10 protein-coding genes are annotated in these 14,246 nt (G+C 49.4%); 8 read left to right on the top strand and 2 right to left on the bottom strand.

Annotated elements, in window-relative coordinates:
* Window positions 1-16: 16 nt before the first annotated feature.
* From ACLD72_RS24320 to ACLD72_RS24300, 5 genes are all read left to right on the top strand, one after another.
* The gene (locus tag ACLD72_RS24320) at window positions 17-853 is read left to right on the top strand and encodes a carbohydrate ABC transporter permease (RefSeq protein WP_411001934.1); all 837 of its coding nucleotides are present in this window, start codon (window positions 17-19) and stop codon (window positions 851-853) included.
* A gap of 140 nt (window positions 854-993) precedes the next feature.
* Window positions 994-2,325, top strand: a complete 1,332-nt coding sequence (locus ACLD72_RS24315; protein WP_251595238.1) for an ABC transporter substrate-binding protein — start codon at window positions 994-996, stop codon at window positions 2,323-2,325.
* Between the two features lie 81 nt (window positions 2,326-2,406).
* Window positions 2,407-4,155: a sensor histidine kinase gene (locus ACLD72_RS24310; RefSeq protein ID WP_411001933.1), complete on the top strand. Its 1,749-nt coding sequence runs from the start codon at window positions 2,407-2,409 to the stop codon at window positions 4,153-4,155.
* The gene (locus tag ACLD72_RS24305; protein WP_411001932.1) at window positions 4,133-5,737 is read left to right on the top strand and encodes a helix-turn-helix domain-containing protein; all 1,605 of its coding nucleotides are present in this window, start codon (window positions 4,133-4,135) and stop codon (window positions 5,735-5,737) included. Before ACLD72_RS24310 ends, ACLD72_RS24305 begins: the two co-directional genes overlap by 23 nt.
* Window positions 5,738-5,837: 100 nt before the next feature.
* Window positions 5,838-7,208, top strand: a complete 1,371-nt coding sequence (locus ACLD72_RS24300) for an FAD-dependent oxidoreductase (protein ID WP_411001931.1) — start codon at window positions 5,838-5,840, stop codon at window positions 7,206-7,208.
* A gap of 318 nt (window positions 7,209-7,526) precedes the next feature.
* Here ACLD72_RS24300 and ACLD72_RS24295 read toward each other — a convergent pair whose 3' ends face one another.
* The gene (locus ACLD72_RS24295; RefSeq protein WP_411001930.1) at window positions 7,527-10,109 is read right to left on the bottom strand and encodes a glycosyl hydrolase; all 2,583 of its coding nucleotides are present in this window, start codon (window positions 10,107-10,109) and stop codon (window positions 7,527-7,529) included.
* A 222-nt stretch (window positions 10,110-10,331) separates the two neighbouring features.
* Window positions 10,332-11,372 (bottom strand): NAD(P)-dependent alcohol dehydrogenase, encoded by a 1,041-nt coding sequence (locus ACLD72_RS24290; RefSeq protein WP_411001929.1) that lies wholly within the window; start codon window positions 11,370-11,372, stop codon window positions 10,332-10,334.
* 155 nt (window positions 11,373-11,527) lie between these two features.
* Between ACLD72_RS24290 and ACLD72_RS24285 the strand changes: the two genes are divergently transcribed.
* The 3 genes from ACLD72_RS24285 to ACLD72_RS24275 all read left to right on the top strand — a co-directional run bounded on the left by ACLD72_RS24285 (window position 11,528) and on the right by ACLD72_RS24275 (window position 14,103).
* Complete coding sequence (locus ACLD72_RS24285) at window positions 11,528-11,941, top strand: MerR family transcriptional regulator (RefSeq protein ID WP_411001956.1); 414 nt, start codon at window positions 11,528-11,530, stop codon at window positions 11,939-11,941.
* A 202-nt stretch (window positions 11,942-12,143) separates the two neighbouring features.
* Window positions 12,144-12,578, top strand: a complete 435-nt coding sequence (locus tag ACLD72_RS24280; RefSeq protein WP_411001928.1) for an SRPBCC family protein — start codon at window positions 12,144-12,146, stop codon at window positions 12,576-12,578.
* Between the two features lie 481 nt (window positions 12,579-13,059).
* Window positions 13,060-14,103: a FecCD family ABC transporter permease gene (locus ACLD72_RS24275; protein ID WP_411001927.1), complete on the top strand. Its 1,044-nt coding sequence runs from the start codon at window positions 13,060-13,062 to the stop codon at window positions 14,101-14,103.
* The last annotated feature ends 143 nt before the right edge of the window (window positions 14,104-14,246 follow it).

Below are 14,246 nucleotides of genomic sequence, written 5' to 3'. Positions count from 1 at the left end.
GAAAGGAGCCCATGCGATGTTATTGAAAAAATTTAAGGCAAGCAATCTGATTTTGACTGTACTCTTCGGCGTACTGTCCCTTTTGTTCCTGCTGCCGCTGTTCTGGATGCTGTCCGCCGCCGCAAAGACGGAACGGGATGTCTGGACGTTTCCGATTCAATGGATTCCGAAAGACTGGAATCTGGTCGAAAATTTTAAAACGGTATGGATGGGCGATGTTTCCTTCGGCCTGTTCTATATGAACTCGATTAAGATCGCGGTGATTTCCACGCTAGCAACGGTGATCATCGCTTCGATGTCCGGTTACGCCTTATCCAAACTGGAATTCAAGGGCCGGGGAATCGTATTCAGCCTGATGTTGGCGTTCATGATGATCCCGGAGCAGGCCACGCTTGTCCCGCGCTATATCATGATCAAGGAGATGGGGCTTTACGACTCCCACGCCGCTTTGATTCTGATGGGCATATTCTCCAGCTATTTCGCCTTCCTGCTGCGCCAGTTCATGGTAGGCATCCATAATGATATGCTGGAAGCGGCCGAATTGGATGGCGCCGGGTTCTTCCGCATCTTTTGGAGCCTGATGCTTCCGCTGAGCAAGCCGATTCTAGCGACGGTGGGGATTATCAAGTTCATCTGGACCTGGAACGATTACCAGGGGCCGCTGATCATGCTGAACTCGACGAAACTATATACGATTCCGCTCGGCATGCAGTTCTTCCAGGAGGAGTTCGGTACGAGGATCGCGGTCATGATGATGGCCTCCGTGGCGGCGATCATCCCGCTGCTCGTGCTGTTTCTGGCGCTGCAAAAGCAGGTTATTGAAGGGATCGCCATCGGCGGGGTCAAGGGCTAATCGCGGTTTTGGCCGGTGCTTAGCGGGGTGCCGGCCGAGGTCAAAAATTTCTACGCGCATACCGCAATTCTGTACACGGTATGGATGAAGACGAGATAGTATAATGAGCCTGCAGCAACCATTACAAGGGGGAATTGATTTTGAAGAAAACATCAATATTGCTGATCTGTCTGTTCATGATTCTCTCCGTTACCGCATGCGGAAGCAAGAGCGGCAACAATACATCTGCAGAGAACGGGGCGGCGGCCGGACAAGAGGCGGGCAAGGAGAAAATCAAATTCTACACCTTCAAGGCGAGCAAGCCGGATGAACCGATCTACCAAGCCGTGCAAGCATACAATGAGTCGCAGGACAAGGTAGAGGTGGAATATGTCTCCCTTGTGCAGAACAGCGACAGTACGGACTTCATGAAGAAGCTGGACATTCTCATCGGGAGCGGCGAGGTGGTCGATGTGTTCATGACCGGCAACGAAGAGGAATTGCTGGAACGCGCGTCGCGCGGAGTTGTGGAACCGCTTAACTCGTTTTTCGAGCAGGATGGCGTGAAGCCTGAAGACGAATACAACAAGGTAATCAAGCTGGATGACAGCGTTTATGGACTCTTGGCCAGCTCGACCCAATGGTTGACCGTATTCAACCGCGAGCACCTGGAGAAGGCGGGCCTGAAGCTCCCGGAGATGGGCTGGACCTGGGATGACTTCCGCGATTATGCCAAGAAGATGACGATGGACGGACACTATGGAACCTACTTTCACCCTTGGGGCGAATACGCCAACATCATTGCTTATACCGAACGTCCGAACCCGCAACTGGGTGCCGACCTTAATCCGATCTTCGATGATCCTTCTTTCAAATATTTCTTTGAATTGCGTCGCGCGATGGAAAAGGAAGACAAGAGCGTGGAACCGTATGCGGACGTACTGGCTTCCAATTACCATGTGCTGCAGCAGTTTTTTGCCGGAAACGCCAGCATGCTGGCAGTGCCAAGCTACGTGGTACGAGCCGGCCTGAAACTGGAGAAATTCCCGCATGACTTCCAGATGGTGTACGCTCCGGTCCCGCGTGCTGTCGATTCGAAAGAAATCGGCATGACCAATATCTCCGGCGGCGGCTTGGCGATCGGCGCGAAATCGAAGCATAAGCAAGCAGCGTACGACTTTATAAAATGGATTGCGAATGAGTCCTACAAATATACGCATGAAATTCCTGCCTACAAAGGTGTCGACGGCGCTGCGCTGATTAATGAATTTTTTAAAGAGAACGAGAATCTGATCGACACTGAATCCTTATCAAAAACGCTGTTCGACCCGCGGAACAAAGTGCCGGAAACCTTCAGCGTACCTTACGGATCTGAACTGAAAACGATCGTCGAAAACAGCTTTTCCAGCTATATGCTTGATAACCGAAGCTTCGATGAAGTGAAGGCGGAAATGACGGACGAAGTAAAGAAAGTCGTCGAGGCTAACAAATAGTAGATATTGTCAGGGTAATCGCGGCGGTGAGGGATTATAATGGGGTAATCATGGATACCTCTTGGACAAGGATGGTCTCATATGGAATGGTTAAGAAGATTTTCTTTCCATCGCAAACTGCAGTTCTCGTTCCTGATCCTTATACTTTTTCCTTTTATCGCCGTAACCTTCTGGTCGTATTCTTCCGTGAAGCAAAACGTAAGCGATAAACTGGCGCGTTCCAATGAGGAAACGCTCACGGTCATTGCGAACCAGTTCGGGAAGACGATTGACAGCATCTCTTTCGCTGCGGTTTATTTCTCTCAAACGTACGATCCGGATATTCTGGAAAGCTTTCGGCATTTGAAGGATGCCGAAAGCTTTGCCGATTTTGAAACCTATGTCCATTATTCCCGGCTGAATTCCATGGCTGATATTTTGTCAATGCAGTCAACGGATGCCAACTTGAAGATGATAATCGTCAACAAGCATAACCGAATTATTATGGGGGACAGTTCCACTGCTGTGTTCTCGGAGCTTTCGGAGCGGTTTGTACGGGAAAGCGGCAAACTTGACGAGAAGGAGACGACTTCACTGCAGTGGTTTCCTTCCGGTGAGGAAGGCGAGGCTCCTGACTATTATTATGCTGCCCGCTTTATCATCGACCCGCGCAACCATGAGAAGCTGGCAACGCTGTTTATCGGGATCCCGAAATCGTATTTTCACAGCTTGCTGGATACCGGGAACCGCGACATCATCTTCTCCCTCGCCGATCGTTCGAGCGAGATTATCGCCGTTAAAGGAGGGAGCGAAGCCAAAGCTTCCGGGGACATGCTGGTTAGCAAAGTCTCCATTCCGAAGACCGGCTGGGTGCTTTCCGGCGAAATGCCCCGAAGTCTTATCGACAGCCAAATTAATCAGGAATTTTTGGTAACGCTTTCGGTGGTGGGTCTGTTTTTTCTGGCGTTTTTGATCCTGTCCATGCTCTGGGCGGGGCACATCAACAAGCCGATCAGCCTGCTGCGTTCCAGCGTCAAGCAGTATGTCGGCGGGAAGCGGGATGTCCGAATCCCAGTGAAGGGCAAAGACGAGGTCGCTGTTCTCTCCGCCGCGTTCAACCAGATGCTGGACGATATCAACGGGCTGCTGCAGCAGGTGGAGGGCGAGCAGGAGGAGAGGCGGCTGCTGGAGCTTCAGGCGTTGGCCGCTCAAATCCGGCCGCATTTTCTCCTGAATACGCTGAATTCGATTAAGGTCAGCCTGCTGCTGGCCGGTGATGAGCCGCATGGCAACATGATCAATGCGCTAATGAAACTGCTTCGCGCCTATGTCCATGTTGACGAGCCGCTTAAGCTGGCCGAGGAGTGCAAGGTGCTGGGAAACTATGTTCAAGTGATGCAAATCCGCAACCGTATGAATATTGAGTTTAATTATGAGCTGGGGGAGGGAACGGAGTCGATCGAACTGCCTAGGCTACTGCTGCAGCCGATTATTGAGAATGCGATCTATCACGGCTTTTCCTCCCGTCCAGAGCATCCGGTCATTAACTTACGTACATCGCTTCAGGGCAAAATGCTTGAGATCACCATCAGCGACAATGGCCGGGGTCTCAGCCAAGATATGACTGACCGTCTGAACCGGCGGCTGCTCGGAATGGAGGACGAAACTGCCCGGCAGCAGGACAAAAGCGTAGGCCTGGTTAACACGGCGCGCAGGCTGCAGGTACTGTATGGCTACCAGGCGCGTCTGACGGCTGCGGCGTGCGAGGAAGGCGGCATGAGTTTCACCCTATACATTCCGATAGCAAGCGGCAAGGAGGCGGTTATTCTTGATCAAGGTAATGTTGATTGATGATGATGTACCGATGCTGGAGTATGTGGCGCATTTGCTGGGGGTGCTGGATCTGGAGCTGCAGCTTGTTGCTGCTGCTTCCAGTAGCGGCCAGGCGCTGGAGGACTTCCATGAGACGCTGCCGGATCTCGTGGTCATCGATATCGGACTGCCGGGTATGGATGGGCTTGAGCTGGCCGAGGCGTTTCGGATCACCAAACCGGAGGTCCGGCTCATCTTCCTGACCTGTTATGAGGATTTCCAATATTCCAAGCGGGCGTTCCAACTCGAAGCCGATGATTATCTGATCAAGGATGAACTATCGCCCGAGCAGCTTAAGGCCAGTCTGGGCAAGGCGATAAGCCGCTTCCGCAGCCGTGAGGAACTGCTGGAGCGCTATTCGTTCCGGCAGGCGGTCGAACGGAACAAAGAGGTGCTGCGGCAGAGCTTCCTGAAGCAACTGTTGTCCCCGGGCAGTGACTCGGCCCATACGCTCTTAATGGGAGAACGACTGGGGATCTCCTGGAAACTGCCCTATTTCCGGCAAGGCTTCATCCATATCGACGCCGCTTCTCTGACCGAGCGTTACAGCTACGGGGATGCGCGGCTGCTTTATTTTGCCGTGAACAATATTGCCGTGGAATTATCTGCGGGGCCGACGGCGATTACGCCGATCCTGACCGAAGATATGGGGATCTATCTCATTTGGAATGTGGCCGAACCGGATGCTTCGTATCAGCCCTTGATCGATTTCCTGGAATCGGTCCGGGAAAAAGCGGAGCAATATTTGAAGATTAAGGTACGGGGGTTCTATTCGGTGCAGACCGTGTTGCTGCAGCAGTTCGATACCGTGTATAACACGCTGAGCGAATGCCGGGACGACAGCTTCTACGAGGAGAATAAAGCAGTTACCGCTGTGGGGTTCCGGGCTGCTTTTCTGCAAACGGCGGAACGGAGATGGGATAAGGAACGGGCCATACTGTCGCTGTCGCTCGAGGAGGGCAATGCCGCGTGGATCGATATGGCGGTCAATCCGTGGATTCAGCATGTCGCCTCCGAGCGGCTTGAGCCCCGGCTGGTGAAGGAAATCTGTGGCGACTTTGTCCGTCAGATGGTGTTTGAATCGGGCGGAGTTGCCGAGAGCAGCTTTTTTATCTTGCTCGGGCAGGCTGTGCATATTGATGAAGCGGTTCGCCTGACCAAACGGGAACTGCGGAATTTGTGGCGGCAGCATACGCTTGCTCCGGCTCCCGCCGAGGGGAAGGATGTCCGCCTGCTGGCGGTCGACCAATTTCTCGACGAGCATGCCGACCGGATGATCACCTCCGTGGAAATGGCGGAGCATCTGCATTTAAATCCCAGCTATTTCTCCAGATACTTCAAGAAGCTGGCGGGGGTTAATTTCACCGATTATGTCAACCAGTACAAAATAAATATGGCGATTACGATGCTGAGCCGGCAGAACGAAACGGTAGAGAATGTGGCGTACACCCTCGGCTTCTCCGACCGGGCGTATTTTTCCAAAGTATTCAAGAAATACAGCGGCAAGAGCCCCAGCGAATACAAAAACCAGATGTCCGTCTGCAGCGAAACGGAGAAATGAAGTCGAAACTTTACACGTTAACAGGCAATGAGGATACACGTTCCCGGCTTTACTTTCTCTGTATTATGAATAAACAAACAGCTAATAAAGGAGGAGAACCATGAGCGAAATGAAGATAAATCTGCCCGCAGAGGCGCTGACCATATCGCAGGATGTAGATGTGCTGGTCGCCGGCGGCGGTCCCGCTGGTATTGCTGCAGCTATTTCAGCCGCCAGAGCGGGGGCTAAGACCCTGCTGATTGAGCAGCGGGGATTTCTTGGCGGCATGGGGACGGTTGCCCTTGTCCCGGCGTTTTGTCCTTACAGTGACGGAGAGAAGGCGATCATCCGCGGCATCGGTCTGGAACTGCTTGACCGGATGAAGGCAGGCTGCGAGCCCGGTTTTCGCGAGCGCTTCGGCGCAGCGCTTGACTGGGTGCCTATCGATCCTGAGGTGCTGAAGCGAGTGTATGACGAAGCTGTAATTGAAAGCGGCGCCAAGCTGCTGCTGCATACTTTTGTCAGCCAAATTGTCATGGATGCGGCCGGCAGTAAAATAAACGGGGTTGTTGTGGTCAACAAATCCGGCAGAAGCTTCATCCGGGCAAAGACGTTTATCGACACGACCGGCGATGCCGATCTGGCGGCGATGGCGGGAGCTCCGTTCCATAAAGGCGGCGAAGCGGGCGAGCTTCAGGCAGCCACAATGTGTTATCTTCTGACCAATGTAGACCGGCAGCGGTTCCTTCAGTATCTGGAGGAGAGCGGCGATACGGAGCAAATTCATCAGGCGGTCCAGAAGGCGCAGGCGGAAGGCAAGCTGCCGGCAGGCCGCGATTCGGTATCCGGTCTGGCCTGGATCGCCGACTATCTGGTAGGCGTGAATTTCGGCCATGTCTTCGGCATTGACGGCTCGAAGGCAGAGGACCTGACCGTCGGCGCTCTGGAAGGCCGCAAGCTGGTCAAGCAGCAGCTCGACTTCTTCCGCGCCTATGTTCCGGGCTTCGAGCAGGCGCATCTGATCTCGACCGGGGAGCAGATCGGCATCCGCGAGACCCGGCGGATTGTCGGCGATTATGTGCTGACCCAAGAGGATTTCATGAACATGGCTACCTTCGCCGATGACATTGCGCGCAACGCCTATTTCATCGACATTCATATGGCTCACAGCTCCGGCGCCATGCATATCCATCATCTGCCGCCCGGCCGGTCGCACGGCGTGCCTTACCGCTGCATGCTGCCGGTTGGGCTCGACAACCTGTGGGTAGCCGGACGTGCGGCCTCTGCGGACCGGGTCGTTCAAGGCTCGCTTCGCGTGATGCCAAACTGTTTTGCAATGGGGCAGGCATCGGGGTTGGCCGCAGCGATGGCCGCCGAAGCGGATGGCAACAGCCGCAGCGTGGATGTAGGTGAACTTCAGCGCGAGTTGGTGCGGCAAGGCGCCTGGCTGGGAGAAGAGCTAGCTTCGGAAGTACAAACTGCCAAGGAGTGATGCAAGTGAGGCATTGGAATCAGATTTATTAAAAAATTTAGTTTCAACGTTTTTTCGAGACTACATAGTTGGAATAATCAAAGTGTATATTGAGCTTTTAAAAGAAAATAAATTAGTTTCCAACTTTCTTTTCACGGTACTTTCTAGTGGTTCCAAACATTTTATTTTTCGAGTTTATCACATGCCACAGCAAACCAAATAAAATCAACAAAATTGGTCCCAGAGTTTTTTTTACATCTGACAATAGTGTCTTTCTTAACACAACAAAAAGGGGTTGGAACAGGGTATAACCCCTGCTCCAACCCCTTTTTTACTTCCTTACGGCTCAATCCCCCATACAAGCTGATCGTTCATATACCCGGTAACCTGTTCATTGTTTGCGAACTGATTGCTGGATGCCTTAAACGAGTAATCGTCAGCCTGGTTGTAATTGGACCAGTCGGTTTTGGAGAAACGTGCTTGAATTTCTGCGCTTTGGCCGGGATTAAGCGTTCCAGCCGAACTTGTAAAGCCAATTTCCAGAACATAATCGGCTCCGGCAACCGGAGTTGCCAGTTTAACGAATTTGCTGGTTACATTCGCACTCCCGATACTGGCCCAGTCGCACCAGAAATTTTGTGCCTTTTCCCCGTCAATCGTATAGTAATACCGGAGTTTAACATCACTTAACTGAATCGCCGAATCACCGGTGTTGACTACTTTGAATTTGGGTGAAATTCCGTTGGTGGAGGCACTCGTGTTGCCGTTAAACGCCTGGATTGTCAAGTTTCCCGCGGGAACAGGAGTACTGCTATCCACTACATTTACTGTAAGAACAGCGTTATTTCCTCCGCTGAAGTGAAAGGTTATCGCATTTTGGCCCAACGGCAGCGCGGAAAGATAGGACTTGCTCAGAACAACAGCAGCGCTTGATTCCGTATAATCCTGGCCCGATGTAAGAGTATAATTTCCATTCGTTATGTTTGTAAGCTGGTGTCCGTTTAAAGTAAGGGATACGGAAATATCCTTCCCTAGATTCTCCGCTTTATCATATGTCGCATTCACGGGCGTAATCGCAGCGCTTGGTGTTGAATCGACAATTTTGACTTTTAATACGGGGTCTTTTCCTTGATTAAAATCAAAGATGATCGAATGCTCGCCAACCGGCAGCCCGGCCAGGAATTCTTTTTTCAACAGCAGTGTACTTTCGTTCAAAATATAGTCCTGAGTCTCGGTCAATGTTTTGGCGCCTGCCCGGATTGCGGTTAACGTATTGCCGTTAAAATTCACGGTTATGGCTTTGTCGCTTTGACCCGGCGCATATTTGTCAAATTCGATGTTTGCAGGTGTGATCGACGCGCTTGGGGTTGGATTTTCACCCATTAAATCGGGCAGTTCATCCAATGTGATTACATAATCACTTTGATAAAGTGTTTTCAGGGTGGCCGGATAATTAAAGGCGGTACTCATGAGATGCTCGCCATACCAGGGGCAGAAGTAGAGCCATCCCGCTTTTTCCTCTGTCAGATTCTGTACGCTTGGAACGGTGTCGTTCTCCGTCATGGCCACCATTTTTGTGCCGCCGGTTAAGTCAACAAGCTGATAGAAAATCGAGGTAATGGCATCCTCATTGGGTACGCCGGACAAACCGTCATAACGGTTGTAGATCGTATTGTATTTATCGTAGCCGACAATATCCACCTTGTCATCGCCGGGATACCATGCGGGGGAAGTGCTATACACGTAGCTGTTGTAGGTCCAGATCAAATTGTGCAAGCCGTACGTCTCCGTAAGTTCGGTATAGAGCAGATCCCACAGCTGTTTGTATACATCCGCGCCAGCCGAAGCCCACCAGAACCACGCGCCTTCTCCATTCAACCCGCCGTTGCCCTCCGCCTCATGATAAGGACGGAAAATAACCGGCACATTGTTATCCTGCAGAATCTGCAACTGTTCCGCCAAATCCTCAATGGTCATCATCACGTATTGATTTTCTTTCGTACCGGGAACCACCGCATTGGCTGTATTAAAATTGGTTTCCGTCGGCTTGTAGGTAGCGTTCTTCCAATCCACAAACTCCCCGAGCTGATAGGCGTTGAAATCTCGGGGCACATTGATATGCCAGGAAGCTGTCGCGATCCCGCCCCGGTTATTTACCCAATCGATCATCCGCTCGGTTGTGCCGTCTTCCCAACCGTAGAGCGGATTATAGTTCATTAAATCGAAGCCGCGGATGGCCGGATACTTTCCGGTTAAATTGTAAATCCAATTAAACTCCAACTCAGAATCGCCGTTATTCCCGCCTCCGTAAATCTCCTGCTGGCCGGAGATAATATTCTTGCCGTAAACCTCCGTTAAATAATTCATCAAAGTCTGTGTTTCCGACGTAGCCTCGGAATCGGTGAGGACAGGCTGCACATCCAAGGGATCCAGATCGGCATAATCCACCGTGAAGGTGTCAAAATAAGCGAATCCCCAACCGGCCTTCAGTTGGATGGTGTTGCTTCCTTGGTTCAGCTTATGAAAGCCAAAATCGAAATTTGACCACTCGGTCGTGTAGGGCAGCATATACGAACCCTTGGTAACGCCGTTAACGGTCAAATATTGAAGCCTGCCATCAGGACTCAACTCCTGCATATAGCGGGTGGAGATCGCATACATGCCGGTTTCCGGGACGGTCACAGTAAAAGTGATTGTGCCGGAATTCTGCATCCAGACAAACCCGCTTCCCGAGAATCCGGGCTTAGGTTGTCCGTAAATTTCAGTCGCCACTTGAAGATCGGAGCTGAGCTGAGCATCTTCGCCTTCAATCGTGAAAAGTGCGGTGTCTGCATGAACGGGCGCTGCCATCGATCCAAACAATCCAAGCAGCAGAGTAAATGCCAGCATCATTGTGCTTGCCTTTTTCAACAAATTTTTCATAATTATCATTCCTTTCCATGTAAAATATGAGAAATAATCGCGAAATCTATCAACTCATGGCGGCGATTTATAGTAAATATAGCACACGTACCAAATTCTGTAAATATATGAAAATTGAAACTTTCTGCAACTTGAACGAAGTAAAAAAACGCACTGTCGCAGACAATGCGTTTCAAAGTTATCAAGCTTTTTAGTCAGATAAGAGGCGGCTATTTACACAACTTACATTGTGCTGATGTCAATTACGAATCGATATTTCACATCTGAAGCTAATACTCGTTTGTAGGCTTCGTCAATTTGATCGGCCGAGATCACTTCGATCTTAGGAACAATATTGTGTTTGGCACAGAAATCCAACATCTCCTGAGTCTCACGAATGCCTCCAATCATGGACCCTGCAAATGAACGGCGGTGACCGATGAGGGACATTACATTTAGGGACAACGGCTCTCCAGGGGCACCGACGTTCACCAAAGTTCCGTCAAGCGTAAGCAGTCCGAAATAAGCATCCAAATTGATGCTGGCGCTTACCGTGTTTATAATCAAATCAAATTGCCCGGCCAGTTTCTCGAATGTTTCCGGATCGCTTGTGGCATAGTAGTGCTCTGCGCCCAATTGCAAGCCATCGTCTTTTTTATTTAACGTTTGGGACAGGACGGTGACCTCGGCACCCATGGCATGTGCAATTTGGACAGCCATATGACCAAGACCGCCCATGCCGACAACTGCTACTTTTTTACCCGGGCCAGCTCCCCAATGATTTAGCGGAGAATATGTCGTAATACCTGCACAAAGTAATGGTGCTGCGACATCAAGCTCAATGCTGTCGGGAATTCTGACAACGAAGTCCTCAGTTACGACAATATGGGTAGAGTAGCCGCCTTGAGTCGGTTCGCCGTATTTGTCCACACCCGCGTAGGTTGGGACATTCCCATTTAGGCAGTATTGTTCTTCTCCTTTTCGGCAGTTCTCACATTCCCCACAGGAGTCGACCATACATCCTACCCCAACCCGGTCACCGACCTTGTATTTTGTGACATTAGGTCCTACAGCCGTGACAATTCCCGCAATTTCGTGTCCAGGTACGAGCGGATAGTTTACAGGTCCCCATTCACCGTGAGCCGTATGGATGTCGGAATGGCATATTCCTGCATATTTAATCTCAATTAGAACATCTTGTGAATCAAGATCGCGTCTTTTAATTTCAGCCTCTCGAAACGGTTTGTCCGGACCATCGACAGCGCGTGCTTTAGCAGTAATCATTCATAAATCCTCCTATCGTTATTTTTTACAATCTCTTACAAAGAAAATTTTACTCCTTAGAGTTAACTCTAGGTCAAGTGACGATTTTATGGTATAATTATTTTATATATTAGAGTTAGCTCGAGGTCTATATTTTAAGGAAAGGAAGATTCATGTTGAAGACGTATTCGATCAGCGAAGTTGCCAAAGAACTGAATCTAACGCCATATACCTTGCGTTATTATGACAAAGAGGGACTTATCCCTTTTGTAGAACGGACAGCCGGCGGAACACGTTTGTTTAAAGAATCCGATATCGACGCTTTGAAAATAATAGAATGTCTTAAGTCCACAGGGATGCCGATCAAGGAAATTAAAAATTTTATTGACTGGTGTTCTGAAGGGGACGCCACCTTGCAACAAAGATATGACATGTTCCTGGAACGAAAAGCTGCTGTAGAAGCGCAGATGGAAGAACTTAAAAAAACGATGGCCGTTATCGAACATAAATGCTTCTATTACAAGACTGCACTGGATGCCGGAACGGAAGATATTCATAAGAACAACATTGGGAGTCTTATGGCTAATTAATAGAAAACCACCTGTAATTCATAACTTCAATATGAATTGCAGGTGGTTTTGTTTGTAATGGAGAACAAATAGCAATCCGTAAGAAATCCGGCTTCCGCGTACATGCTAAAATAGGCGTGAGTAAAAACGTTCCGCGAGGTTTCGCAATGAATGACGGGTGGTAATACTTGAGTATAATATATTCAAAAATGGAGGTTATGTCATGGGAAATGGTAATCCGGTAATGATCACCGTGGAAGCAATCGTTCATGCCCCTGTCGAAAGCGTGTGGAAGTATTGGACGGAACCAACGCATATTACGAAGTGGAATCAGGCTTCCGAAGACTGGCATACGCCATACGCGGAGAATGATCTGAGAGCCGGCGGTAAATTTGTTTCGAGAATGGAAGCTAAAGACGGCAGCTTTGGATTTGATTTCGGCGGAGTATACGATGAGGTGAATATCAACGAGAGCATTTCCTATACGCTTGGCGACGGCAGAAAAGTGAAGATCGATTTTATTCGCCAAGGGGGCGACACGAAAATCACCGAATCGTTCGAAGCGGAGGAGACCAACGCCATCGAGATGCAGCAAGCCGGGTGGCAAGCGATTTTGGACAATTTCAAAAAATATGCGGAAAGTGCCAAAGAGGAATAAAAAAACTTGTCGCAGCCTTAAAAAGCGTATGCCGATGTCGGCATGCGCTTTGTCTTTAATGACCTCGGTCGCCTGTGGAGATCAATCCAGACACGCCCTTTCTTTTCAAGGGAATAAGGCGTAGTTCCTTCAAGCGAGGCCGTCATTCTAACGGTTGCAATCGCCGCTATTTCAGCAAAATGGAGGGATAACCAAATTTAACGGTTGTGGTAGAGCTTATTTTGCCCTTTTTCTGTGAATTCGCAGCCCTTTTCACCAAATAAGCTCGCCTGCAACCGTTAGAAATTGAATTCCCGTCTTTTCGGCTAATTAGGCGCGATTACAACCGTTAGCGTTAACTTCAAACAAATTGGATTGGCCGACTGGCCTTGCAGTCAAGGGTGTTTTCTTGGCTGAGCCTTATTTGGGGAGGGAAAATTGCCTAGGGCAAAGAAATTATTACATAGTACCTTAGAAAATAAACGGAGAGAGAGGTAACATTTTGACAAAGGACGCTCAAATTACTTATGAGGGAGATATACGTGCGGATCATAGACATCATAGACATTTGCTCTTGTTAATTATTTTAATAATAATTTTGTTGTTGACGTCAGCTTGGTCCATGACCCGTGGGGCGATTTCGGCTTCCCCAAAGGATGTATGGGATGCTCTTCAAAATCCTGGTGAAAGCGCCGCTTATCAAGTAATTTATGAAATGAGGTTTCCTAACGTCCTCGCTGCCGTTTTTGGGGGGATGGGGTTAGCCGCGTCAGGTATCATTCTACAGCGCGCAATGCGGCATCCGCTGCCGGACCCGGGAACGATGGGAATGACAGGAGGCGGGGCATTTGTTCTAAGCTTAGCAGCACATTATTTATCCGATTTTTCTGTTTTTCATCATTTTGTGGCTTCGATAATAGGTTCAATTGTGACAAGCGGAATTGTGTGGTTTCTCGCTGCGAGAGTGAAAAGAGGCAGCATGGCGATACGAAGTATGTTTGCGGGCATGTTAATACTATTGATTATTGAAGTTAGTGTAAGGCTAATTATACAGAATACCGATAATTTTATTTCACTATGGTATGCTCCAGCGTCAGGTATAGGCTGGTCTCTGATGAATTGGCTTATTCCTTGGTTGGCAATTGGCCTTATCGGCGCTTTTACGATTGTATTCGCCCGGCCCGCTACGGAGCTTGGGAAAAAACAGATCAAGATTCTATCGGTAATCGTAATCATTGAATTGTCGGCAGGCGTGGCTTTAGCTTTTGGTGCAATTGCCTTTGTAGGGACACTGGTGCCGCTTTTGGTACGGCGATGGGTAAGCAAAGATGATCGTTGGGTACTTCCGATTTCAGTTATTCTCGGCGCTAATCTAATGGTAGTCATCGGTGTAGTTAACCGCACAATAATAACACCTTATGAACTTCCATGGAAATTTATCGTTTCTACTGTTGGCGCTCCAATCATGATTTATTTATTATGCCGATATGCCGTGAAGGAAGCGATGTTTAAACCCGCTCCACCCCACATTGGAAAAATCCAATAGATTTCGCACAAACGCCCCGTTTCAGGCCTGCTGAGCCTAGTCTATTGGAAATATCCAATCTAACTACTTACGTTCTGCTTCATTTCCCATTCAATTGGATATTTCCAATCAGGAGCGATGTAATCATCAGGCTCCGGGAGCTT

This window comes from Paenibacillus lacisediminis (genome assembly GCF_046567315.2).
Note: the sequence above shows the minus strand (reverse complement) of the source record. Positions and strands in the feature narration are given on the sequence as shown.